Annotated in this window: 22 protein-coding genes and 1 pseudogene; 11 read left to right on the top strand and 12 right to left on the bottom strand. The window is 43.8% G+C overall.

The window, feature by feature from the left end; all coding sequences use genetic code 11:
* Positions 1-40 precede the first annotated feature (40 nt).
* The 5 genes from A7D14_RS14485 (at position 41) to ccsA (ending at position 6,671) form a co-directional block, all read left to right on the top strand.
* Complete coding sequence (locus A7D14_RS14485; protein WP_067036094.1) at positions 41-559, top strand: DUF4142 domain-containing protein; 519 nt, start codon at positions 41-43, stop codon at positions 557-559.
* Positions 560-563: 4 nt separating this feature from the next.
* Positions 564-914: a plastocyanin/azurin family copper-binding protein gene (locus A7D14_RS14480; protein WP_067036091.1), complete on the top strand. Its 351-nt coding sequence runs from the start codon at positions 564-566 to the stop codon at positions 912-914.
* A gap of 99 nt (positions 915-1,013) precedes the next feature.
* The gene (locus A7D14_RS14475) at positions 1,014-2,366 is read left to right on the top strand and encodes a hypothetical protein (protein WP_067036088.1); all 1,353 of its coding nucleotides are present in this window, start codon (positions 1,014-1,016) and stop codon (positions 2,364-2,366) included.
* Between the two features lie 288 nt (positions 2,367-2,654).
* Positions 2,655-3,416: a CPBP family intramembrane glutamic endopeptidase gene (locus tag A7D14_RS14470; protein WP_255307469.1), complete on the top strand. Its 762-nt coding sequence runs from the start codon at positions 2,655-2,657 to the stop codon at positions 3,414-3,416.
* Between the two features lie 99 nt (positions 3,417-3,515).
* The gene (ccsA, locus tag A7D14_RS14465) at positions 3,516-6,671 is read left to right on the top strand and encodes a cytochrome c biogenesis protein CcsA (protein ID WP_083158115.1); all 3,156 of its coding nucleotides are present in this window, start codon (positions 3,516-3,518) and stop codon (positions 6,669-6,671) included.
* Here ccsA and A7D14_RS14460 read toward each other — a convergent pair.
* From A7D14_RS14460 to A7D14_RS14445, 4 genes are all read right to left on the bottom strand, one after another.
* The gene (locus tag A7D14_RS14460) at positions 6,668-8,125 is read right to left on the bottom strand and encodes a pyridoxal phosphate-dependent decarboxylase family protein (protein ID WP_067036081.1); all 1,458 of its coding nucleotides are present in this window, start codon (positions 8,123-8,125) and stop codon (positions 6,668-6,670) included. The genes ccsA and A7D14_RS14460 overlap by 4 nt on opposite strands.
* 6 nt (positions 8,126-8,131) lie before the next feature.
* Positions 8,132-8,848 carry an FAD-binding oxidoreductase gene (locus A7D14_RS14455; RefSeq protein WP_067036078.1) on the bottom strand — a complete coding sequence of 239 codons (717 nt, stop codon included), beginning with the start codon at positions 8,846-8,848 and terminating at the stop codon, positions 8,132-8,134.
* Between the two features lie 80 nt (positions 8,849-8,928).
* On the bottom strand, positions 8,929-9,234 hold the full coding sequence (locus A7D14_RS14450) for a hypothetical protein (RefSeq protein WP_067036075.1): 306 nt from the start codon (positions 9,232-9,234) through the stop codon (positions 8,929-8,931).
* 9 nt (positions 9,235-9,243) lie between these two features.
* Complete coding sequence (locus A7D14_RS14445) at positions 9,244-9,624, bottom strand: group III truncated hemoglobin (protein WP_067036072.1); 381 nt, start codon at positions 9,622-9,624, stop codon at positions 9,244-9,246.
* Positions 9,625-9,758: 134 nt separating this feature from the next.
* Between A7D14_RS14445 and A7D14_RS14440 the strand changes: the two genes are divergently transcribed.
* The 3 genes from A7D14_RS14440 (at position 9,759) to queD (ending at position 13,394) form a co-directional block, all read left to right on the top strand.
* Positions 9,759-10,337, top strand: coding sequence for a 5-formyltetrahydrofolate cyclo-ligase (locus A7D14_RS14440; protein ID WP_067036070.1), 579 nt, complete (start codon positions 9,759-9,761; stop codon positions 10,335-10,337).
* 386 nt (positions 10,338-10,723) lie between these two features.
* Positions 10,724-13,090, top strand: a complete 2,367-nt coding sequence (locus A7D14_RS14435) for a nitric-oxide reductase large subunit (protein ID WP_067036067.1) — start codon at positions 10,724-10,726, stop codon at positions 13,088-13,090.
* Positions 13,077-13,394 (top strand): 6-carboxytetrahydropterin synthase QueD, encoded by a 318-nt coding sequence (queD, locus tag A7D14_RS14430; protein WP_067036064.1) that lies wholly within the window; start codon positions 13,077-13,079, stop codon positions 13,392-13,394. Before A7D14_RS14435 ends, queD begins: the two co-directional genes overlap by 14 nt.
* Positions 13,395-13,474: 80 nt before the next feature.
* Here queD and A7D14_RS14425 read toward each other — a convergent pair whose 3' ends face one another.
* Positions 13,475-13,927 carry an RrF2 family transcriptional regulator gene (locus A7D14_RS14425; RefSeq protein ID WP_067036061.1) on the bottom strand — a complete coding sequence of 151 codons (453 nt, stop codon included), beginning with the start codon at positions 13,925-13,927 and terminating at the stop codon, positions 13,475-13,477.
* 218 nt (positions 13,928-14,145) lie between these two features.
* Here A7D14_RS14425 and nadA point away from each other — a divergent pair, with 218 nt between their 5' ends.
* Genes nadA through A7D14_RS14410 form a run of 3 tightly spaced genes read left to right on the top strand, consistent with a single transcriptional unit; the run spans position 14,146 to position 17,280 of the window.
* Positions 14,146-15,072 (top strand): quinolinate synthase NadA, encoded by a 927-nt coding sequence (nadA, locus tag A7D14_RS14420; RefSeq protein ID WP_067036096.1) that lies wholly within the window; start codon positions 14,146-14,148, stop codon positions 15,070-15,072.
* Between the two features lie 7 nt (positions 15,073-15,079).
* Positions 15,080-16,675 (top strand): L-aspartate oxidase, encoded by a 1,596-nt coding sequence (gene nadB / locus A7D14_RS14415; protein ID WP_067036058.1) that lies wholly within the window; start codon positions 15,080-15,082, stop codon positions 16,673-16,675.
* Complete coding sequence (locus A7D14_RS14410) at positions 16,672-17,280, top strand: thioredoxin family protein (protein ID WP_067036056.1); 609 nt, start codon at positions 16,672-16,674, stop codon at positions 17,278-17,280. The genes nadB and A7D14_RS14410 overlap by 4 nt, the downstream gene beginning before the upstream one ends.
* A gap of 117 nt (positions 17,281-17,397) precedes the next feature.
* Here A7D14_RS14410 and A7D14_RS14405 read toward each other — a convergent pair whose 3' ends face one another.
* The 7 genes and pseudogenes from A7D14_RS14405 to A7D14_RS14375 all read right to left on the bottom strand — a co-directional run.
* Positions 17,398-19,206: a hypothetical protein gene (locus A7D14_RS14405; RefSeq protein WP_067036053.1), complete on the bottom strand. Its 1,809-nt coding sequence runs from the start codon at positions 19,204-19,206 to the stop codon at positions 17,398-17,400.
* A gap of 142 nt (positions 19,207-19,348) precedes the next feature.
* Positions 19,349-21,211 (bottom strand): anaerobic ribonucleoside-triphosphate reductase, encoded by a 1,863-nt coding sequence (gene nrdD / locus A7D14_RS14400; protein WP_067036050.1) that lies wholly within the window; start codon positions 21,209-21,211, stop codon positions 19,349-19,351.
* An 8-nt stretch (positions 21,212-21,219) separates the two neighbouring features.
* Entirely contained in the window at positions 21,220-21,669 is a 450-nt protein-coding gene (gene nrdG / locus A7D14_RS14395) for an anaerobic ribonucleoside-triphosphate reductase activating protein (protein WP_067036048.1), read from the bottom strand.
* A 239-nt stretch (positions 21,670-21,908) separates the two neighbouring features.
* On the bottom strand, positions 21,909-22,232 hold the full coding sequence (locus tag A7D14_RS14390; protein WP_067036045.1) for a hypothetical protein: 324 nt from the start codon (positions 22,230-22,232) through the stop codon (positions 21,909-21,911).
* Positions 22,213-22,674 carry a hemerythrin domain-containing protein gene (locus tag A7D14_RS14385; protein WP_067036040.1) on the bottom strand — a complete coding sequence of 154 codons (462 nt, stop codon included), beginning with the start codon at positions 22,672-22,674 and terminating at the stop codon, positions 22,213-22,215. Before A7D14_RS14385 ends, A7D14_RS14390 begins: the two co-directional genes overlap by 20 nt.
* Before the next feature lie 7 nt (positions 22,675-22,681).
* Entirely contained in the window at positions 22,682-23,398 is a 717-nt protein-coding gene (gene ric, locus A7D14_RS14380; protein WP_067036037.1) for an iron-sulfur cluster repair di-iron protein, read from the bottom strand.
* 65 nt (positions 23,399-23,463) lie between these two features.
* Positions 23,464-23,691 (bottom strand): annotated as a pseudogene (locus A7D14_RS14375) (transcriptional regulator); the annotation flags it as partial.

Here is a 23,691-nt window from a genome sequence, read left to right as displayed (position 1 = left end):
GTTGCATCCAATGGATGTATTAACAATTAAAACATTAAAAATGAAAAGAATATTTAGCCTTATGATCGTTGCGTTGATAAGTGTCCCTTCCTTTGGGCAGGAAACCCGGTTGCTGGATACTGAAGTGGCATCGGTGGCCGTTGTGGCAAACCAAATAGATATTGACTATGCACAAATAGCCCTGGAAAAATCCGAGAACAAGGAGATACTGGATTTTGCCAACATGATGGTAAAAGATCACAATGCAGTAATTGCACAAGCTGTGGCCTTGGTCAAAAAACTGGATGTGGACCCAAAAGATAATGTTGTTAGCCAATCCTTGTTGGAGGATGCCGAGAAAACCAAAAGAAAGCTCAAAAGAACCTCCAAGAAAAAATTTGACGCAGTTTATATCGACAATGAGGTGGCTTACCATAAAGCGGTCATAGGAGCGGTGAAGAACCTTTTGATCCCTGAGACCGAGAATGGTGAATTGAAAGAATTGCTAAGTGCGGTCGTTCCAGCTTTGGAGGCACATCTGGGACATGCTGAGATGGTCCAAAAGAACATTAAGGGGTAGTATAATGAGATCCTTGATTCCAAAAATAACGGTGTCGTCGATAATCCTGTTGACATTTTTTATGGAGGTATGGGCCTATAACAAGCTCAAAGTCATCGAGGAACCCCCAAAGAAGCATACAGTAAAAATATTCCGGATGAAGTTTATTCCCGATCATTTGACCGTGAAGGAAGGAGATACCGTGGAATGGGTGAACAAAGATTTTTACCTCCATGATGTGACCGATGAAAAAGACCAGAAATGGACTTCAAAACCTTTTGGCCAAAATGAGGTCTGGAGTAAAGTGGTGACAGATGATGAACAATATTTCTGTAACCTTCACAAGGTTATGAAGGGAACCATTACGGTTGAATAAAGTTTTTTGAAAAAGAAAATTATGACGAACCGAACCGGTTTGGGACGTTGTTGTCCAGATCGGTTCAATAACTGATTTTAAAATCTAAATTAAACTACCATGAACAAATATTTCTATTCGAAATTATCAGTACTTACCGTGGTGCTCGTCTATTTGTCCAGTTGTACAAAGACAGAGACCATTACCGAGACAATTACCGAAACGGTCACGGATACCATTATCGAGACCACTATAGACACTTTGCACTTGGACCCCGTACTGGTGGCCCAGGGAAGAGAAGTGTTCAGACATGATACCTTTGGTGACGAGGCATTTTGGAGCGGAGTTCTCCATTTGGACAAGGCCATCCTAGGAGCGGATAATGGAGGGTATGGCGATGGGGTGAGCCCAGCAACAGCACTGGCCGTTGGGCTTAAGGTGGATGCCGAGGCCTTGCCCGCTGAGGTGGTCTCCCTTATACAATCAGGGGATGTTGACTTGAATGACCCGGCCACCACAGTGGAACTGCTCCGGTTGAATTCGGTTGTCGGGATCAAAGGTAATTTTGATGAGACAGGTGACCTGTCCTCTATCGGTATTACCTGTGCCCTATGCCATTCCACGGTGGATGATTCCTTTTCTGAGGGTATAGGTAAACGATTGGATGGTTATCCCAATAGGGATTTGAATGTTGGCGTCATTGTTTCATTGACGGACAATGCCCAATTTTTGGCCGATTTGCTCCATGTGGATGTCCCTACGGTCAATGCGGTATTGAATGGTTGGGGCCCGGGGAAATTTAATGCCGGTCTGATGGTGGATGGTATCGCCACACGACCTGATGGGTCCATTGCCGCAAACCTGCTTCCCGCAGCCTATGGATTGCAAGGCGTTAATTTGGCGACCTATACCGGTTGGGGGGATATGGTCTATTGGAATGCCTTTGTCGCCAATCTGGAAATGCACGGTCAAGGGAACTTTACAGATGCCAGGCTGAACGATGCGGGCATGTTCCCCATAGCCGTGGAAAATAATTTTGCCAATGTGGTCAACTCCCCGGATTTGATTACAGGAAAACTTCCAGCACTGCAGGCCTACCAATTGTCATTGGATGCACCGACACCTCCCGAAGGGAGTTATGATGTGGCGGCCGCCGAGCGCGGAAAGGTCCTTTTCGATGGTCCAGCACAATGCGCCACCTGCCACATCGCACCCATTTTCACGGATTCCGGGTTTAACCTGCATACTGCAGAGGAAATTGGAATCGATGATTTTGAAGCGAGTAGATCGCCCACGGGAATGTACAGGACCACACCTTTGCGAGGCTTGTTCGCCCGCATGAAAGGAGGCTTTTATCATGATGGAAGATTTGCCACCTTGGCCGAGGTCATTGATCATTACAATGGACATTTTGACCTTCAACTCTCGCAGGGTGATAAGGACGATTTACAAGAATATTTAAAATCGATATAAATATAAAGACTTGGTTGATTATTGATTGATGGATTGAATGAGTGATGATGGTTGTTCTTAACCAGGGCCTCATTGGGCATTACAACCAATGGGGCCTTGGTTTTTGATTGATCGGAAATCGGTACAAGCAAAAAATTGATTTTCGTTTTAATTCTAAAAAAAAAGCATGATTGGATTTATGCCAGAATTGGTCTTTGATGTCCTTTTCGTATCCATAAGGGTTAAACTGGACATTTTGTTGAAAAAGCGTAACAAATGTACTTGGGATTGAATCACACAGGCAAAATTATGATCATCACCTTTGGAGCTTTTTTACTCTATTGGGTACTTGATGGTTTATATTTTGATGCACTCAGATCCCAATTGGACTTGTACATTGGACAAAGGGGGATAAGCCATGTGATGGCATATACCCTTTCAGCTTTGCCCATTCTTCTAGGGGTATGGCTCGTTCAGAGGAAATGGAACTTTGCACAATACTTGGGATTGGTTGGAAATCCATTCAAAGCCCTGTTGTTTTCAATTGTGGCTACGGCCCCGATGTTCGTTGGCTATTATTTGGCATTTGATGTGAATACTGAAATCTCATTGAACCAAATATTGATTTCAGTGATTGCGGCAGGATTTTTTGAAGAGGTTTTTTTTAGGGGATTTTTATTTGGTCAATTGTACAGGTTCACCAGATTGGGTTTTGTTCCCGCAATTTTTTTTGGAGCCCTATGGTTTGGTGCCATACACCTGTACCAAGGCCATGATCTGATCTCGGCACTTGGGATCTTTGGAATTACTTTTTTAGGTGCCGTCTTGTTTGGATGGTTGTACATCGAGTGGGACAATAATTTGTGGGTGGCCATTTTCTCCCATACCCTTATGAATTTGAGCTGGTTACTTTTTTCGGTGGATGAAAATGCAATGGGAGGTTGGTATGCCAATGTATTTCGGATCATTTCCATTGTTTTGATGGTCCTTTTGACCATCTATTCCAAAATCCTTAAGGATAGGTCAATGAAAATCGGCCAAGGAACACTTTGGATAAAAAATAATTCTTGATACATAACATACCGATGGGGGATATTACTGCCCGTCACTTGGGATGGTCGAGATAAGTATCGATTGCTATATGGATGGTCTTAATCTTAATCACGTATTATGAAAACAATATTCATGAAATTGATTTTCATCCTGGGATCCACTTGGCTCATGGTTATACTTTTTGTTGCCCTTGCCTTTGGAATGGGTGTGGGAACATTTATTGAGAATGCACATTCAATTGATGCAGCCCGGATCTACGTTTACAATTCATGGTGGTTTGAGACCTTGATGGGGTTGTTTGTGATCAATTTCTTTCTGAACATTAAAAAATTCGGACTGCACTTAAAACATAAATGGCCCACCTTGACCATACATTTGGCCCTGGTGGTCATCATTATAGGTGCCTTTATCACCCGGTATCATGGATTCACTGGACTGATCTCCATCCGTGAAGGGGCGACTTCCGATAAAATCCTTTCGGATGATGCCTTCTTGGAGGTGGAAATTGAAGCAAGTAAGGGAACCAGAACCTTAAAACAGCATATCGAGAAACGGCAGTTGTTGTCCAGTGCGACACCTAGGCTAAATACGTTTTCAATCAAGACCGTTTTCGATAATAGGGATATTACGATTTCATATAAGGACTTTGTGAAGAATGCCCAATGGAGCTTTAGAAAAGAACCCCAAGGTGCTCTATTTTTAAAGATTGTGGAAACAAAACAGGGCGAAAGACACGATCATTTTATCAAGGAAAATGAACTGTTTCATTGTGGGGATATAAGCTATAGCCTCAACGGGCCAGTGGATGGGGCCTATAACTTTTTGACCCTAAGGGAAGAGTCCCTACTTGAGCCACCCTTGACAGGCTCCTTGTTGGAAATGGCCACTGGTAGGGAAGCCGAAATCGTAGCCGGGCAGAGGGACACGGTAAAGACCAAAGCGCTCTATGACTTTGGAAAGGTAAAATTCGTTGTACCGGAACCTCCCTCTAGGGGGGCATTGGTTTTGACCTCGGGTACTCCTTCAGGGGAAATGGATGGTTCGGATGGATTGATCCTTACCGTGGCCAGCGATACGATTCAGCGAGAGGTAGTCGTATTGGGTAAAAAAAGAAAAATAGGCGAGCGCACAACTGCTGAAATCAATGGATTGACCTATACCTTCACCTATGGGAGCAAGGTACATAAATTGCCCTTCCAGCTACAACTTGATGATTTCATTGCGGAAAGATACCCAGGGACCACCAACAGTTACTCGGCTTTTGAAAGTAAAGTGGAGGTGTTGGATGGCCAAAAAAAACAATCAGCGGAAATTTATATGAACCATGTATTGGACTATAGGGGATATCGTTTTTTTCAATCGTCCTTCCACCCGGATGAAAAAGGTACCATCCTGTCCGTTAACCACGATTTCCTTGGTACAATAGTCACGTATATAGGCTATTTTCTCTTATATTTTGGGCTCTTGGCAATTCTTTTTACCAAAAAATCCCGGTTTGGCCAAGTGATAAGAAAACTAAAACGGCTCAATGCCACGACCAAATGGGCTGGAACGATCATCCTTTTCCTTATTTCATGCCAAGGCTATGGCCAGAGTGATATCGATCCCATGGATTCTATGGTCCAAAAAAAATTGGATTCCATTTTATTGCACTATAAAGTTCCGGAATCACATGCTGCAAAGTTCGGCCGCTTGGTCATCCAGGATGCCAACGGGAGGATGAAGCCAATGGACACCTATGCTTCGGAGGTATTGCGAAAAGTCAGTAAAGATTACTCGTATAAGGAGCTCAATGCGAACCAAACCATATTGTCAATGGCACAGTTCCCCGAGCTGTGGTTCAATGTCCCCTTGATCTACATTAAGAGAGGGAATGACAGCCTTAGGAATCTCTTGGAGATATCGAGGGAAGCTAAACTTGCCCCATTATCGAAATTTTTCGATAAGGAAGGCGAATATAAGATTAAGGACCAAGTGACACTGGCCTACAAGTCCATGGTGCCCAATCAGTTTGAAAAGGACTTTATCGAGGTGGATCGCAGGGTAAACCTCTTGTACAATACCCTTGGTGGGGAGGGTCTGAGATTGTTCCCGATACCCAATGAGTCGAATAATACTTGGACCTCAAATCGCCGATTGGCCGGACTTGGCTTCCAGAAAAAGGACTCCCTGTTCGTGGCGGGTATACTCCCCCTCTATTTCAATACATTTTCAAAAGAGATACCCACCGGGAATTTTCAGGAATCCCTCCGTTTGCTGGAACAAATTGAAAAATACCAGTCGAAGTTTGGCCATGAGGTCATTCCCAATGCCTCCAAAATCGATCTGGAGATCCTTTATAACGAATATGACGTATTCAAGAATCTTTTTTCTTGGTACCTTTCCTTTGGATTATTACTGCTGATCGCGGCGATTCTCTACCTCTTTAAAGGAAAGGGTACGTTTGCTAATATACTTTGGATACCCCGGGTCGGGATCTACTTATGTTTCGCCGCACAAACCCTGGGCTTGTTGGCCAGATGGTATATCTCGGGGCATGCCCCTTGGAGTGATGCCTATGAATCCATCATCTATATTAGTTGGGCCACCATGTTGTTCGGGATTGTCATTGGACGAAAATTTGACTTGGCCTTGGCCGCAACCGCATTTGTAAATGCCATGATCCTTATGGTCGCCCACTGGAACTGGCTCGATCCGGCCATTGCCAATTTACAGCCCGTACTCAATTCCTATTGGCTGATGATACACGTAGCGATCATCGTGGCGAGCTATGGCCCCTTTACACTGGGAATGATCCTTAGCGCACTCAGTCTATTGTTCATGGCCCTGTTGAACAAAAGGAACCATGGTAATCTAAGACTGGCCATCAAAAAATTAACACTGCTCACAGAGATAACACTGACCATTGGCTTGGTAATGTTGACCATTGGTAATTTTTTAGGGGGACAATGGGCCAACGAGAGTTGGGGCCGTTACTGGGCCTGGGATCCCAAAGAGACCTGGGCATTGGTAAGTATCATGGTCTATGCATTGATCATCCATATGCGACTGGTCCCTAAATTGAACAATACATGGTTGTTTTCAATCATGGGGGTATTGGGCTTCTATGCCATCCTTATGACCTATTTCGGTGTGAACTTCTACCTGTCAGGACTCCATTCGTATGCCCAGGGGGACAATATCGTCACCCCAGGTTTTATCTACTATTCCATTGGTGCTGTAGGCATATTGGCAGGGATATCCTATTTTAAACGAAAACGATATCCTGTTTAAGGTAAGTTGTTCGTTTCGATCAATGCCCTTTCCAATAAATGCACAAGAAGGTCTATCTCTTTTTTGTGTGTCCTAAAGGACAATAGGGCGGCACGAAGGACAAATCTATCATGGATCATAGTGGAGGAGAGGAAGATGCGTCCGTCCGATACAAGGAACCTTAGAATGGCCCTATTGTGTTCATCATTGTACAGATGATCATCCGGCCTGGCTTCATACCTAAATGCAATAACGGTAAGTTCCGGTTCACAGAGCACCTTAAAGTTTAGCTGTACCAATTTCCGATAGAGATAATCGGTCAATACCAGTTTCTCTTCCAAGTAATCGGAAAATACCTTTGGTCCATAAAGTTTTAACGGCAGCCACATTCGGGGCCCCCTAAAATGTTTGCTCAGTTCCGGAGAAAGATCGGCGGGGGAGAAATGGTCATTTTGATAGCTATCCTGCATGTAATGTGCCCCTTGTTTAAAGGCCCTTACCAAACACTTTAGCTCCTTTACCAGAACAATACCGGATCCGTATGGTAGAAATAGGCCCTTATGGGGATCGAGGATTACGGAATCCGCTTGGTGCAAACCCTTGAGTTTGGATTTTCCAGTGGTTGTCAGTGTGAAAAAGCCCCCATAGGCAGCATCCACATGCAACCATACTCCATGTCTTTTGCAAATGGCACCCAATATTTCAATGGGGTCAATAGCACCTATATCCGTGGAACCTGCATTGGCGACGACCAAAAATGGGCTCAGCCCCGTTTTGACATCCCTTTCGATCTGTTCCTCCAGATATTGGGTCGATAGCCTAAATTGTGCATCCAAGGGAATTTTTTGCAGGACACATTCTTCCAATCCAAGCAATTGTATTGCCTTATAAATGCTATGGTGTGTCTGCGTGGAGCAATAGATTACACTTGTACGTACATTCCGGGAGGAGATATCATGGTGTTTTTTGGCACAGGAAAGTGCTGTAAGATTAGCCAAACTACCCCCAGAGGTCAAATTCCCACCAAACCCATCCTTGTATCCTATCAATTTTCCGGCCCACTGAATAAGGGCATTTTCCATTTTTACTGCACCAGGGGACGCATAGAATACCCCAGCGTACCTGTTGGTCAATGCCGCCAGGTAATCCCCCAGTGCAGAACTGAACAGTCCACCACCTGGAATATAGCCCAAATGGCCACCCGATACAGGGTTTAACCCAGGATCCAATACCGCTTGATCAAAAAAGCTCAATAGCTCGCCAAGACTCGAGGTATCTTCCCTAATCCTAAATTCCGGTTCAAGATTTTTAAGAGTTTCGGAATTTGTGTTAAAGGCTTTGATCGTTCCCAAGTTATCCAGAAAACCGTGGCCGAATTCCAATATCAATTTTTCCATTTTCCTCCGCTGTTCCCCATTCTCCTCCAAAAGGACATTAGGTTTGTTCAGGAAATCTTGGTTTGTTTCTAAAGCCATGGTTCGTCAGGAATTTAAGATTTTGCTCTGTCCAAACTTATAACCTGTTTGGATCCGTTTTTGGTCAACACCCATTTTCATCAAGTGGGTCATCATATCAAATTCGAAGGACTTGGGCCCACAGATATAAAAATATTGATCTTTTTTTTGGACAATCGATTTTAGGAACCCAAAATCAATACGTCCTGGAAGTTTTTCGCTTGCCGTTGGGCTGCTCAACCTCGTGATGAAATTGCTGCCCAACATTTTCCTCAATCTTTTTTCAAATAATATATCCTCTTTGCTTTTAGTGGCATAGACCAATAAATGGCTTTCCGTGAACTCGGGACCAAACCTATGGATATAGTCCAGAATGGGCATAAAGGGAACAATACCCGTGCCGGCGGCAATAAAATGTCCGTAACCCCTATATTCAAAAGTATCCCAGGGCCGACTAAGCTGGATTACCGCGCCTGGCTTTAATGCGGACAAACGGTAGGTCAGACTGTCCTTGTTCGGCCGTATCTTAATGATGAACTCCAGACATGGGTCATCTTCGGCACTTATGATCGTAAAGGGAGCCACCTCCAATTCACAACCGGGCTGGTCGATACTCAGTTCCACGGCCTGACCTGGAATAAAATTGAATCCAAAGGGTCTTTGGACCGAAAAGCGGACGACATTGTGGTTGACTTTTTCTTTTTTTACAAGTCTTGTGGTATAGGGAAAGATGAAACCGTTCATAGTACAAATGGTATGTTGGTTACCAATTGGATTAAAATGTGCGACCTGGGTTACAAAAAATGAAGATAAGCCGATACGGATTATACCGATTTTGAAAAAAGCACTTCATCCGTTCCCATATGGAACGTATCCTGTTTTAGAGTGGAGAGGAGATAGGTGATGATATCCTTTTTTGAAAAGGTCGATTTATATTCAAAACGGACAGCGCCACTGTTGGCAAAGCATAGGTTATGTTCATCGTTGCCATCCGACATATAAGGGATTTCATAATATTGGGCCAAACGTTGTACAAATTCCATTTTTACATCCAAGGTCAGGAGTTCGTCCCTTGAGTACCTAGATCGGTTCGTGGTATTCCCGAAAATTTCTGAAAGTTTGACCGTCATAAGTCCTTGTTACTCAATATGCTTAAAATATTCAATCTTCAATTGGAACATCTCCGCCATCTTTTCCGCCCGAAACTTGGCCTCAGCGGCTTTTTCACCGGTAAAGTTCTCATCCACCGTTTCCATAAAGAGCTGCTTCCATCGGTCAAAATGTGTTCCTTGGACCGGTAGTTTGATATGGGGGGCTAGGGGACTACCATAATAGGTGTGTTCTCCCAATAGGACCGTTTGCCAAAACCGGTACATTTTTTCCAAATGGGCTGGCCAATTGTCTTGGATCACGCCATTGAAAATATCCGACAATATATCATCATTGCGAACTTTGCCATAGAAAATATCCACCAATTGGCGTACTTCCTCCAGGGTTGCGATTTCTTTTTTTTGTTCCATTTTTTACAATACAATGACCATACACCAAGTTCCACTTATCCTTTTTGAATCTTTATCGGAACAGGACATGAAATTGGTGTAAAGATACGGAGAATTGAAAAATAACGGATATTTTTGTCCGAAATATAGATGGCATGAATACCCCTATCAAAACACAAAAAAAGGAAATTAGGAAACGGATGTTGCAACAGCGCGACCTTATGTCCATGACCACCAAGACCCTCTATGATCGATATGTCTGTAAGACATTATGGCAACTTATGGAACAGAGGGGATGCCAAACGGTCCACACCTATCTGCCCATGGGTTCCGAAATTGATATTTTTCCATTTATCGAACAGTGCCTGGCCCAAAAAAAAACGGTAATTTCTCCCCAGTCCTTACCCAAAAGGAGTTTCAAAAATTTAGTGCTTACCTCCCTACAGGATTTGGAACCTGGTATTTTTGGAACTGTTCATCCGGCAGGGGAAAGGGTTTTTGAAGGAACTTATGATCTGGTCGTGGTCCCTGGGCTGGCCTGTGATGGAAATCGATATCGGTTGGGGTATGGGGCAGGCTATTATGACACTTTTTTGGCGGACTTAAACACGTCCTTTAAAATTGGATTGTTTTATCCTTTCCAAAAAATGTACCTGTTACCGAAAGAGCCCCATGATGTCCGATTGGACGAAATATTGTGCGACATAAACTTTGGAGATGATACCGGCATGTGAACTTCATGTACGAGTAGGAGTGGCTTGATTTTAGGATTAATAGGAAATTCGCTCTTTTTGCATTAGCAAAGAGATTTAGGGTTCCACCCCAATAACCTTAATGGAATTTGGAGGTGGATAGGGGAGATTTTGGAATTGCCAATTGATTCAGTATGGTTTTTCAATCCCTAGCTAAATCTATTTTACCAAACTTTTTTGACAATTAAGGAATCATATTTAATACGGTGACCACAATAATAAAATATAAAAAGGTCATTTTATATTAATTATTTACATTTGCTTTATTCCGATCAAATGGATGTAGGTCTTGAGCCGCTCTTATAAACAGCGGGAGAAGAAACTCAAGATTATTTAACTAACTAACAAAAACTTTAAGTGCGTCAAAAATGGGGAACAAAGAGACGATTTCAGGCAAAAGGGATTTTAAAAAGAATATTGATTATTGGATGGACACCAAAAATTGGTGGGGCCCATTGTTGTTCATATTGATTATAAGCCTGGCCGGTGTCGGTTTGATCGGGTTTCAAACATACAATGATGCACCACCTATGACCGGGTTTCAGACCTCGGACGGTACGGTACTGATCAGTAAGGGGAATATAGTGGAAGGTCAAATTGTCTTCCATAAGTATGCCCTTATGGAATATGGCTCATTCTTTGGGGATGGGGCGCAAAGAGGTCCCGATTTTACCGCAGAGACCCTTCATCAGATAACCATACATGTCAATGAATACTATCAGGAGCAATATAAGGTGGAACATGGTCGCCAGGCTAATCCCAATGAACAGAAAGTGATTGCCGAAAAGGTGAAACAAGAGCTCAAGAAGAATGGTTATGACGGTACCGAGGATATCGTGGTATTGAATGATGCGTACGTATACGCACTGGAAAAGGTCAGGAATTATTATCTGCATGTTTTCTTGGGTACCTCCGGTGAAAAAGCTTTTCCTTTGAAGAATTATCTCACCGATAGATCGGAGATCCTCAATCTTTCCGATTTCTTCTTTTGGGGAGCATGGGTCTGTGTCACCGAAAGACCGGAAAAAAATTTTAGCTATACACATAATTGGCCCTATGATCCTGAAGCAGGAAACACCCCAACCTCTCCAGTGGTGCTGTGGAGCGTACTTGGGCTTTTGGCCTTTGTGCTACTTTGCGGTATTGTGCTGTACTTCATAGGACAGTACAATCAGTTGTCGAACAAATTTTTCAAACCATCGTCCAAAGAATTACTGACCGCTGGAAGTGTTCGGGATTTTGTGCCAACAAAAACCCAAAGAGCGTCCTATAAATTCTTCTTTGTGGCGATTGTATTGTTTTTTGTACAGGTTTCAAGTGGTTTTGTCACCATCAATGAATTTGTGGATTATCTTGGATTTTTTGGTGTTGATCTCTCCGAATCCTTTCCTATTACGGTTTCCAGAAGTTGGCATCTAATGCTTTCTTTATATTGGATATCAACCTGTTGGATTGCCTCATCCATTTTCATCCTTCCGATTTTGGCCAAAAAAGAGGTGAAATTTCAATTTCAACTGATCAACATACTATTTATTCTTCTGGTTGTCCTGGTTGCAGGTTCCTTGACCGGTATGGTCTTGGGCCCAATGGGACTTTTGGGGGATTGGTGGCACGCTTTGGGGCATCAAGGATGGGAGTTTGTTGATTTTGGACAGGCTTTTCAGGTTTTGCTCATGCTTATCTTTGTACTCTGGGGCATTGTGGTCTTCCGCGGAATCAGGCCCGCCTTTGTCAGGGGTATGCCTTGGAACCTTCCCAATTGGATCATGTATTCTATAATCGGGATTCCCCTGCTGTTTATCTCCGGTTTTGTGGCTAGGCCGGAAACCAATTTTGTTATTGCCGATTTTTGGCGGTGGATGGTGGTGCACATGTGGGTAGAAGCATTTTTTGAAGTGTTCATTACCGTTATAGTGAGCTATCTCATGGTATTGATGGGACTTGTGAGTAGGAATGCGGCCATAAGGGTCATCTACTTTGCCACTATCCTATTTTTGGGTACTGGCCTGTTGGGGATTTCACATAATTTCTATTGGAATGCCAAACCAGTGGCGACAATGGCCTTGGGCAGTATATTTTCCACATTACAATTTGTACCCCTTATTCTCTTGACCGTGGAAGCTTGGCGGTTCAAGAATATGCCCAGAATTGCCCTTGAGGGCATCAAACCAAGCGAATTGGGTGATTTCGGGTTCCCCGAGGTGTTTTTGTTTTTGATCGCCGTGAACTTTTGGAACTTCTTTGGGGCAGGGGTATTGGGAATCATCATCAATTTACCCATCATGAACTACTACGAGCATGGTACCTATCTAACCGTGAACCATGCCCATGCCGCCCTGATGGGAGTATATGGGAACATTTCCCTGGCCGCCATGCTATTTGCCACAAAGTTGTTGCTTAAACCCAAAAAATGGAATAAAAAACTGGTAAAAGTTTCGTTTTGGTCCATCAATTTGGGTTTGATGCTCATGGTCCTACTGGACCTTCTTCCCGCAGGTACGATCCAATTTAAGGCCGTGGTTGAAAATGGGCTTTGGTTTGCCCGCTCCGATGCGTTTATTGGTGGAGGGGTGTTTCAATCCCTGACATGGTTGCGGGGTATTGGTGCCTGTATATTTCTTTTTGGAGGGGTTGTTCCTATAATGCTGTTCATTGTATCAAGGGCAGTATCCCTAAAACGTACGGCACATACCGATAACAGTTTGGCAAAAATAGCAAGACATGATACTATTTAAACAATTCAAGTTTGATTCGGCCCATTTTTTGCCGAATGTTCCCGAGGGACATAAATGTAGGGGCCTTCATGGCCATACCTACCAGTTGACATTGTATTTTGAAGGGAAGATAGATGAAAAACTGGGGTGGATCATGGATTTCTCTGAGATCAAGAGAGCGGTCGACCCGATTATTGAGTGTATTGACCATAAGTTGTTGAATGATGTAGAGGGACTTGAAAACCCTACATGTGAGCTGATTGCAATTTGGTTATGGGACAAAATCAGGTTAAAGGTTCCACAGCTCAGCAGAACCAAGTTGTAAGAAACCCCTACGTCGGGAGTTGTATTTGAAGGGAAATAAATCGTTGTCAAAAATTGGGATATTGAATTTCCCGTCCAAGGTCATTTTGATAGATCGATTCCTTTAAGGGAAATGATCGTACCGTTCTGTTCAATCTCTTTAACAAGTATGGCGATGGATTTATCCTTAAAACTGCTGAGGATTTCTTCCTTGAAGGGAGAAACGATATGGTGTACGGGGCAAGGGTTTTCATTATTGCACTTGGAAAGTCCCAAAAAACAGTCATCAAATTTGTATTCCCCATCTATACTGGAGACAACCTCCCAAAGCGTATTTTCCATATTTTTTTGGTCCAAGAAAAAGCCACCTCCCGGTCCCTTACTTGAAGAAACCAATTTGTTCGTGGTCAGTTTGCGGAGCAGTTGTGCCAGAAATGGTTGTGGTACCTCCAGCTCCTCTGCAATTATTTTTGCACCTAACTTATTGTTTACGTTACCATGGATGGCTAAATAAACCACTGCACGAATTGCATATTTGCAAGCATTTGACAACATAGGATTCCCATATTTGAAGTATTCAAAGATAATAAAAAGATAATTTTATCTTTAATTATGATTTTTATCATTTTTTGTGAAAGTCAACGCATCTAGTTTCGCTCCACCAAATCCCTGCCACAATGTGCCCTTGCCACAAAATTCAGTAAAAAGGGAACGGATCATGAAATCGCTAAACTATGAGAGGTGGACAACAAATGAATTTTTTTATGCCTGGAATGGACCTTCAACATGAAATCCTAAGGCTCAAAAAAGAAAAAAATGCCATTATACTTTCCCATTACTATCAACGTCCAGAAATCCAAGAAGTCGCCGATCATGTCGGAGATAGCTTGGCACTTTCACAGGCTGCCGCCCAGACCGATGCAGATATCATTGTATTTGCAGGAGTGTATTTCATGGCAGAAACGGCCAAGATCTTAAATCCGACAAAAAAGGTGCTATTGCCCGACCTGAATGCAGGTTGTTCGTTGGCTGATTCCTGTCCGATAGCTGATTTTGAACCCTTTGTGAAGGCCCATCCGGAACATTTTGTAGTGACCTATATCAACTGCTCGGCAGAAATCAAGGCCTTGAGCGACTATGTATGTACTTCGTCCAATGCGCTACAAGTCATTTCGGATATTCCTGAAACCGCTCCCATTATTTTTGCACCGGACAAAAATTTGGGTAACTATCTGATTGGGAAAACAGGTAGGGATATGTTACTTTGGGAGGGTAGTTGTCTTGTCCATGAAGCTTTTTGTATCGATAAATTGCTAGATCTATGCAAGGAACATCCTGATGCAATGATCATTGCCCACCCTGAATCGGAGGAACATATTTTAAGGACCGCAAGCTTCATCGGTTCCACTTCTGGCATGATAACCTATGTGAAACGGCATCCCAATAAAAAATATATAGTTGCCACGGAGGTCGGTATCCTTCATGAAATGCAAAAGGAAGTTCCGGACACCATACTGCTCCCGGCCCCGGTAGTGGAAGATAACAGTTGTGCCTGCAGTGAATGTGCCTTCATGAAGTCAAATACCCTTCTAAAAACATACCGTTGTCTTAGGGATGAAACCCCTGAAATAGAAGTTTCACGGGCCATTGCGGAAAAAGCGTGGGTTCCCATTGAGCGAATGTTGAAACTTTCCAAATAGGACAGAAATGGTTTCATTGGATTATCTAGTGATCGGTTCGGGAATTGCCGGACTTTCCTTTGCCATTAAGATGGCGCATAAATGTCCAGATCGGACCGTCTTCATCGTTTCCAAGGCCGATGAAGACGAATCCAATACCAAATATGCCCAAGGTGGTGTTGCATCCGTTTCTGATTTAGGGGAGGACTCCTATCAAAAGCATATATCCGACACCTTGATCGCGGGAGACGGTCTTTGTGATGCGGCCATAGTGGAGATGGTTGTCAAGGAAGGCCCGGAACGGGTAAGGGAACTGATGTCCTGGGGGGTCCGTTTTGATACGGGCAAGAATGGTCGGTTGGCGTTGAGTCGTGAAGGACGCCATTCGGTGCATCGTATCCTACACCACAAGGACAATACGGGGTATGAGATTGAACAGGCCCTTTTGAATCAGGTGCGTCAGCGACCCAACATCACAATTTTTCAACACCATTTTGCCATAGACCTTATTACGGAACACCAACTCCATGGGGCCAATCCGGTCCCAACGACATGTTATGGGGCCTATGTACTAGACCAAAAATCCGGTATTGTGGAAACTTTCCGCGCAAAGTACACTGTCTTGGCCACAGGAGGAGTGGGCATGGTCTATGGCCACACTACAAATCCTATCATCGCCACTGGCGATGGCATTGCCATGGCGTATCGGGCAGGGGTACGGATCCAGGATATGGAGTTTGTCCAATTTCATCCCACGGTTCTCTACGATGGTAAGGCAGGCCGGTCATTTTTGATTTCAGAGGCTGTTAGGGGCTTCGGAGCATATTTAAGAAACAAAAAAGGACATAGATTTATGCCGGACTACGACACTAGGGCTGAACTGGCACCCCGTGATATCGTTTCCCGATGCATTGACCAAGAGTTGAAAAAATTTGGGGACCCTTGCGTTTTTCTCGATTGTACACACCTTGATATAAAAGCTTTCAAGGCACATTTCCCCAACATTTATGACGAATGCCGGACTAGACATATCACTATTGAAAAAGATTGGATTCCCATTGTCCCAGCAGCGCATTACCTCTGTGGAGGAATTGTCGTGGATCCAAACGGAAGGACAACCATAAATAACCTATTCGCCTGTGGGGAATGCTCGCGGACAGGTTTGCATGGCGCCAATAGATTAGCATCCAACTCTTTATTGGAAGCTCTGGTATATGCCCACAAAATTTTTGAGTATTTGGAACACCAAGAAACATTCCCGGAAACCCTTACCATACCCCAATGGGACGATACGGGAACACGGCTTGCCAAGGAAAACATCCTTATCAAACACAACACGGCCCATTTACAGGCACTTATGCAAGATTATGTGGGGATTGTACGAAGTACCGACCGTTTGCATAAAGCCATCAAACATCTGGATGTGATATATAGTGAAATTGAGGTACTATACCGGGCCATGAAAGTGGACGTAGGTATTTGTGAATTGCGAAATATGATCAATGTGGCACATCTTATCATCGGGCAGTGCTTGAAAAGAAAAGAAAATATAGGTGGGTTCTACAACATTGATCTTGAACCTATCAAAAATAGTCAATACCTAAAAAATACAGACGGCCTATGACAAAGCAGGTACATCATTTGGTTCAAGACGGTATCCGCAAGGGGATGGACTACGCCGGTTACATTTCAATGATGAACGACCTTGTCGCTAAAGGTAAAGCGACAGGAACCGAGCAAAGCGAAGAAAGGATCGCCAACACAAAATTAAATGCCCATAGATTACGAAGGATCGAAAAAACAATCACCATTCCAGATGAAAGACTTGATGTGTTCCGCAAGCTCCCAGAAAAGCAAGTTTGGCTGGTATTGCTGGAAAGTTGGTGCTCGGATGGGGCACAGGCCATACCCCTTCTTCATAAGATTGCCAAGGCATCCTCGAAAATTGAACTACGATTGGTGTTAAGGGATGAAAATCCACGGCTCATGGACTGTTTTTTGACCAACGGGACCCGTTCCATTCCCAAGCTGATTGTCACCAATAGTGCCGGAACGGTAATACAGGAGTGGGGACCAAGGCCGAAAACGGCTTCCAAAATGGTAGCGGAATATAAAGAACGAAACGGAAAAGTGGACGACAACCTCAAAAAGGAGCTACAGATGTGGTATCATAGGGATAGGGGCAATACCATGTTGGAAGAACTTATAGAAATGGTTCAGCCCCATTGATATGGGTTTCTTGGTTTAGGAAAATATAATATCCACCCCTCCATAAAAGAGGGTAAGAGGTTTCACCCAGACCATGTCCATGGACTGAAAAGCTCATGTGATGGTGAGGTGGTGTCCCTATTGGGCGTTGATGGTTTTCAAATCATGGATCTCAACCGAGAAATTGTCCAGAACGGTCCTGAAACGATCCAAGGCCCTTACCATTTGGGAGTTGTCCAAAAAGGCTTTGCTGATATTCCCCAACAGGGTCTGATAGTAGGATATCCCATCGTTTAAATTATTGGTGAAAGTGGTTAGATACGCCAATTGCCTCGGGGTTGTGGAACCTCTGGTTTCTTCGATCTTGATTTTGAGATAATCAATATAAATAGTAAGCTCCTTGATGAACATATTCGGCCGATCTGTACGTTCGATCAAATTGGATGTGCCATAAATATGTTGTGTCATTTCCCTAAGACCTGTGATTTTCGAAAAGTAGGCCATGTTGGGTCCGGGACAAATGGAAACACCTTTTCCTTCGGCCTTGGTGTCCAATCCATATTTTAATAACGCTGCGGTTCCCAATCCCACACAGGCACAGGATTTCTCAACAATTTTGTCATATGCCTCTTGATGTTTTTCCGGAGCAAGGTTCATGCCGTCCAACGCTTTTAATTTCAAATGTTGGTATTGTCGTGACGCTGTACAAATGCCTTCATTGGTGAATTCTTTGTTCATGGCAACATATTTTTTTGGACAGGCACTTCCTGGCCTACCTTTTTCAATGTTGACCCTCTTTTCCAAATCTTTCGTATTTCCTTTCAGACTATTAAAAGGGACACCCAAGGGCGAGATATTGCTCAGATAAAGATCCTGTTCTTTGGCCTTGGACAATTTTTCCATTGTGGAATCATCAACCGTGGTGACTTCGGGTACCAACAGGAACGGGGTTCCCCAACCTACGGAATCCAATTTATAGTGCTCCAACAAAAAATTGTGTTCTTCCGCTGTCCCCACCCCACCTTGTGCCGAGATTTTGATGGGTAGGGGAGATTGGGGGACATAACGCTTTTTATATATAAGGGCCTTTACAAGAATGGAATGGATTTCGGCCACGAGTTCTTTTTTCCGATCTCGGAACTCTGCCAATATCGGTCCCATCAGATGACCTTCGGTCGCGAAGGCATGCCCACCGCAGTTCAATCCCGATTCGATCCTGTATTCCGAGACCCAAAGCCCTTTTTTGGCCAAGAATTTGCCTTGGATCATGGCCGATCTATAGTCACTCACCTTTAGAATGATTTTCTTTTTAATGAACCCGAGAGCGTCGGGATAAAAATCTTCAAACTCCCCGATGTATCCATATAATCGAGGGTTCATTCCCGCTGAAAAAACGACCGAAGAGTCCAGATCGCTTTCTGCAAAGCCCCTAAGTGCTGCATGGGCATCATTGTATTTCTGGCCCAAGGGAACTTTTTTTCGATAATTCTCCCGATCCAGTTTCGTCATGATGTTCACCTCGATATTTCCCATGGCAAGATTTGAATCAAGAAAATTTTTGGACAACACCGGATTATGGGTGCCGAGACTTACATTTTCAAACTTCTTCTTAAGCGATGAAGTGTTCGGCAACATATCGAAATATTGTTTTAGACCATCACTTAAACCGTATGTGACATCCTTTAACTGTTCGAATTTTTTTTCTGCCAGCTCCTTGATGAGATTGAGATAGGAACTGATTCTTTTGGCCCTGAAGTCGTTAGTGTTTTCACTGATCTCCTGATAGGGCATTTCAAATTTTTCACAATACATTTTTCGCATTTTTTCCAAAAGAATATCATCTACCAGCGAAATCGTCGAATCTATGCCAAAATGTGCCACTTTCAATGGGGTGTCAATGGTAAATGCAATTCCCATTACGGGTATATGGAATGAATGTGCTGTCATACGTCGTATTTATGTTGATTGTCCAACTGGCCTCGTTCATTTAATTACATCGAATTCCTATTTTTTTGCGAACAACGCATTCAATACATTGAAAACAATGTGGAAACTTATTAATTGAGGAACACTGGCTATTTGGCGGTGATTATATTTTTATGGATTCTTGATTATTATTTACTTGTTGACCTGCTAAAAGGATTTTAGCTCTTTTATCCATCATAGTGCTTTTGGCCTGTTTCAAATGATAGTGCCGCAATCCATGTTCCTTTTGCCTTCCAGAACTGAAGTTGGAGACCCGTTTGAGGTACCCGATGACCCGGGTGGCATGGTCCACATCCAAGGAGTGGCATGCACTGCATTCCCAGAGGGTACGCTTGTCGATATGGAAACAGTCATTGCAAATGGTGATTCGGATATTGAAACAAAAATAATTGCATCCAGCGTTGGCCGTGGCATGGATCAATTTTTTGAACCCTTCTTGGTTCGGGGTTTCTTCGAGGTTGAGGTGGAGCGCCGAACCCCCGTCCAAATATTGAATGGTCTCCTTGCCATGCAATACAATTTTGTCCAAGGCATTGGTCTGTTCATCCTCTACGATATAGAAATAGGAATTGTAGCAGTCCCGGGGGACGAAAAGGCCGTCTTCCCGATCCCATTTGGCATTTTTGACGCCCAGGTTCTCGGCGGGGACAAATTCAGTGTTGAACAAGTACCCATGGGTTTCCCTGGCCCTCCTGTTTTCCTGATAGATGGCCTTCAGATAACGGTTGACGAAGTCCTTGTACTTTTCATTGTTGCCCACTTGGATACCTTGGCTTTCCGCAGCCTCGACCATCCCGTTGATGCCCACGGTCAGGAACTGCTTGTCCAGGGAGATCAAACCGGCATGGTACACCGGCAACATGCCCGCACTTTCGTAGTCATCGATGAGCTTTCTAAAAGCGACCTGATATTTGTGTACCTTTTGGACCTCTTCCACAATATCCGCCCCTTGCTGCACCAAGCGGTTCATGTTCAGGGTGATGACATTGATGGAACCTGTGGCGACCCCTCCGGCCCCCAGGGAATAGCTAAAAGTATGGTCGCTGATCTCATTGCGCAGGCGACAGCAGGAAGCCAGGCTGTCGGCGTTTTCGGATTGGTAGATGAAAAAGGAGTTCCCCTTGCCCAGTTCATGGGCACATAGGTCCGTAAACTCCGTATCGACCGGAGCCCCGTCCTTGATCAACATGGCGGCGGTGACCACAGGGAAGGTAAGGATGGCCTTGGTTCGCTCTTCGTTGAACCAGTCCATAAAGAAGGCCTGTAACCTTTTGACACTTTCCCATTGGGGCCTGCCCATATCGGGAAAGACAAAATCACCGAACATGTTTTCAAAGTAAAGTCTGTCATAAATGGAAATGTTCCAGAACACGGATTGGTAGCCCCTGGCCGCGGCAGGTTGGTTGATGGCGTAGACGACATGCTGCAAATGGTTGGCAATGATGTTCTTGTGGGTCACCAGATAGTCGGGCCCATAGTCCTTGGCCGCGAAGTGGTCAAAATACATCAAGAACTCCACGGTGGCCAAGGCCCCTGCGAATTGTGAACTTACCGCAAAGACCAAATTGACGAATTCTCCGCAAAAGCTTTCCAAGTGTTTTGGGGCCAAGCTTTCCCCACCCAGTTTGGTCAGCCCGTCCAATAGGAAGGGATACATGCTTATGGAGGCGCAGTAGGGTTTTAACGAGGTCTCATCATGGACGTAGATCTCGTGCGATTCTATCTGCCTCACATATTCATCGGCCAGGTCCTTCCCGAACAGTGAGGCGATTTTCTGTTGGACCAAGGCCCGGTTCACCTGGATATTGATATCCTTATTGAGCTCGGCTTCCATGGTGGCAATGTTCTTGGAGGTGACATTGGCATTGGCGTCAACCTTGGAGCCGTCAGCAGCATTGTGGGAATGCAGGTAATGATCGATGAAAGCAATTTTTTTGGCAATCTGTTTGTCGGTAAGCCGTATCATATGGAATATTATTTAGAGATGAATAAATGGTTGAGCAATTTATTGGTCCTCACTTCCCGGAAGACCTGATTGGTGTTCGGACTGTCCAATCCCCCAAGGGCTTTGTCCCAATTTCCCGTTTTGATATAGGTCAGATGTTCAAGGATATCAGGGGATACCCGATCGGCTCCGGTATACAGGCATGTCCTATATCCCAGTTCTTGGGCTTGTTTCAAATACCTTACCAATGCTCCCGGGTGCCATTCGCCCCCCATAAAGAGTACGCAGCTTGCAAGTCCGGCATATTGGTCGAGGTACTTTTGATAGTCCTTGGAGGTCAGCTCAGAGCCGCTACCTTCCTTCCACAAAAAAGGGGAGTGGCAGCCCTTGCAGCGTAAAGGACACCCTGAGATGGAAAAGCAAAGACTGACCTCTCCTGGAACCTCTTGGAGCACTACCTGAAAATGATGATAAAACATATATGGTGCAATTCATTTAAGATTACTGTATAAAATTAGAACAAGGGTTTTGGGAATAGTTGGGATACTCCAAAAGTTATAAAGACAGTTATTAACAATAAAATGACCTTTATATCATTTATTAGTTTAATGTATTGATAATCAAACGTATTATCCAAATGGGCGGCCGAGAATTTTAAAATTGCACTTAAGGGTAGTGTGTGCGGAAGGAAAGCACTATCCGGTTCCTTAATAAAGAACTAGGCCAAATGCAAAAGTATGACCACCGTACTGAACAGAACGCTAAAAATCAATATATTGAAGGTGGTCAAGGGCTTTAATTGTGCCAATACGGCCCCATTGAAAGCCATGCAGAAAATGGTCACAAAGAAAAGCAAGGTCATCTGTACAGCGGTATCCAGTGTTCCCATCAACAAAACCATTGCTGCAGCGGAGCCCAAACAGCTTTGTCCTATGATCGCTATGGAGGCGTAACCCATCTCACCTTTCTTGTATTCCAAGAACAGACGTTTATGAACGTTGGTAAGAACATTGCCTTTACTTTTAGTTCCAGAATGGGTCATGGGTATTGTCTTTGAATATTTCATCATTATGATATTTTTGTATGGTTTCCAACTGGGATTCAGTGGCCACTTGTTGGATTTCATTGAAGAGCTGTCGTTCCTCATACCGAATGTGTTGTTCTAGTTCCTCTTCGATCTGGACCAACATTCTGATCGGGTCAACGCTGGAGGTAAATAACCGGACCAATCTGCGATGCTCCCTTAATGCTTTTTTAATTTTTGGATTATCCATACCCAAAATGGGAAAGATGTGATTTTCCTCCAATTCAAAATGCGGGATCAAGTGAGTCTTGAAAAACCAGTCCACATAGGTCTTTATCCGTGCAGGTGCCACTTTTTTTGAAAGTCCCGTGCGAATCTTCCAACATAAGAGTAGGCCGTGATGATGTTCACGGCTTACCCCCTGTAAGGCCTTATGTCTTTTGATGGGTGTTCGAGCCATAAAGGTTTTAGTTGCTGAGTACTTTCTTTTCCAAAATTTCAGCCTTGGGGAAGAGAATGTTGTTCTCCAAATGGATATGACGGTGAAGGTCTTCCTCAAATTCCTGTAAAAGCGAGAAAGCTACCCGATAGGTGTTACATGCATCGGCCGGAGGCGTATAATCATTGCTCAATTCAGCGATCTTTCGGAAACGCTCGCCTTCATTGTCGTGTTCTTCCATCATCATTTTGATGGGATTTTTAACGGTTCCAAAATGCGGCTGTTCATTTGTAGGACCACTTACCATTTTACGTATCCACGGAAAAAGTACCAGTTCCTCTTTTTTCATGTGCATGGCCAATTCACCCGCGGAGGCATTGAAATGTTCAAAAATCTCGTGCAGTTCGGGATGTCTTTCCCCGTGTACCTTGCAAAGTTTGGTCAGGTATTGCTTCAAGATCGGGATTTGTTGCTCCACATAACGATGGTGCTTCTTTTCAATATAGTCGGCCAAAAGATCTAAAGGCCAGGTTTTAAAATCGGGCTGGTCACTTTGGTTTTGATTTTGTACCGTATCAAGTTCTTGAACCAGGCTGTCCAAATCGAGCCCTTTTTTCTCCGCAACCTCTTGGAGCGTGCGGTTGCCTTTACAGCAAAAATCTATTTTGTGATTTTTGAAAATCTGGGCAGTCCGGTAATCCTCTGCTACCATTTGCCCTATTGTTTTATCCAAGGTATCGTTCATAATAATTGATTTTCTAGGTTCATATATTAATCGGATAAAAATGTCCTTTATTTGTTCAAATTTTTTTATCGTTTCAAATAGGTCAACCCAATCTCCAATCCCGTGGCCAGTTCAAATAAACTGGTACTTTTCAGCATTTTGCTCAAATCGGTACGGATATCAACGAATTTGTCGTGCAGGGGGCAGGGTTTTTGGGCATTACATTCTTTGAGTCCCAGACCACAGCCCACATAAATCTTGTCACCATCAATGGCTTTGACTATCATGTTCAATTTTACCGCATCCATATCTTC

The sequence above is a fragment of the Allomuricauda sp. CP2A genome, from assembly GCF_001683915.1.
GTDB lineage: Bacteria > Bacteroidota > Bacteroidia > Flavobacteriales > Flavobacteriaceae > Flagellimonas.
The sequence above is the reverse complement of the archived record's forward strand: the minus strand, read 5'-3'. Positions and strand labels throughout refer to the sequence as shown.

Excerpts from the sequence above, each read along its gene's own strand:
- A7D14_RS14485 (WP_067036094.1), top strand. The coding sequence starts at position 41 with ATGAAAAGAATATTTAGCCTTATGATCGTTGCGTTGATAAGTGTCCCT.
- A7D14_RS14480 (WP_067036091.1), top strand. The coding sequence starts at position 564 with ATGAGATCCTTGATTCCAAAAATAACGGTGTCGTCGATAATCCTGTTG.
- A7D14_RS14475 (WP_067036088.1), top strand. The coding sequence starts at position 1,014 with ATGAACAAATATTTCTATTCGAAATTATCAGTACTTACCGTGGTGCTC.
- A7D14_RS14470 (WP_255307469.1), top strand. The coding sequence starts at position 2,655 with ATGATCATCACCTTTGGAGCTTTTTTACTCTATTGGGTACTTGATGGT.
- ccsA (WP_083158115.1), top strand. The coding sequence starts at position 3,516 with ATGAAAACAATATTCATGAAATTGATTTTCATCCTGGGATCCACTTGG.
- A7D14_RS14460 (WP_067036081.1), bottom strand. The coding sequence starts at position 8,125 with ATGGCTTTAGAAACAAACCAAGATTTCCTGAACAAACCTAATGTCCTT.
- A7D14_RS14455 (WP_067036078.1), bottom strand. The coding sequence starts at position 8,848 with ATGAACGGTTTCATCTTTCCCTATACCACAAGACTTGTAAAAAAAGAA.
- A7D14_RS14450 (WP_067036075.1), bottom strand. The coding sequence starts at position 9,234 with ATGACGGTCAAACTTTCAGAAATTTTCGGGAATACCACGAACCGATCT.
- A7D14_RS14445 (WP_067036072.1), bottom strand. The coding sequence starts at position 9,624 with ATGGAACAAAAAAAAGAAATCGCAACCCTGGAGGAAGTACGCCAATTG.
- A7D14_RS14440 (WP_067036070.1), top strand. The coding sequence starts at position 9,759 with ATGAATACCCCTATCAAAACACAAAAAAAGGAAATTAGGAAACGGATG.
- A7D14_RS14435 (WP_067036067.1), top strand. The coding sequence starts at position 10,724 with ATGGGGAACAAAGAGACGATTTCAGGCAAAAGGGATTTTAAAAAGAAT.
- queD (WP_067036064.1), top strand. The coding sequence starts at position 13,077 with ATGATACTATTTAAACAATTCAAGTTTGATTCGGCCCATTTTTTGCCG.
- A7D14_RS14425 (WP_067036061.1), bottom strand. The coding sequence starts at position 13,927 with ATGTTGTCAAATGCTTGCAAATATGCAATTCGTGCAGTGGTTTATTTA.
- nadA (WP_067036096.1), top strand. The coding sequence starts at position 14,146 with ATGGACCTTCAACATGAAATCCTAAGGCTCAAAAAAGAAAAAAATGCC.
- nadB (WP_067036058.1), top strand. The coding sequence starts at position 15,080 with ATGGTTTCATTGGATTATCTAGTGATCGGTTCGGGAATTGCCGGACTT.
- A7D14_RS14410 (WP_067036056.1), top strand. The coding sequence starts at position 16,672 with ATGACAAAGCAGGTACATCATTTGGTTCAAGACGGTATCCGCAAGGGG.
- A7D14_RS14405 (WP_067036053.1), bottom strand. The coding sequence starts at position 19,206 with ATGACAGCACATTCATTCCATATACCCGTAATGGGAATTGCATTTACC.
- nrdD (WP_067036050.1), bottom strand. The coding sequence starts at position 21,211 with ATGATACGGCTTACCGACAAACAGATTGCCAAAAAAATTGCTTTCATC.
- nrdG (WP_067036048.1), bottom strand. The coding sequence starts at position 21,669 with ATGTTTTATCATCATTTTCAGGTAGTGCTCCAAGAGGTTCCAGGAGAG.
- A7D14_RS14390 (WP_067036045.1), bottom strand. The coding sequence starts at position 22,232 with ATGACCCATTCTGGAACTAAAAGTAAAGGCAATGTTCTTACCAACGTT.
- A7D14_RS14385 (WP_067036040.1), bottom strand. The coding sequence starts at position 22,674 with ATGGCTCGAACACCCATCAAAAGACATAAGGCCTTACAGGGGGTAAGC.
- ric (WP_067036037.1), bottom strand. The coding sequence starts at position 23,398 with ATGAACGATACCTTGGATAAAACAATAGGGCAAATGGTAGCAGAGGAT.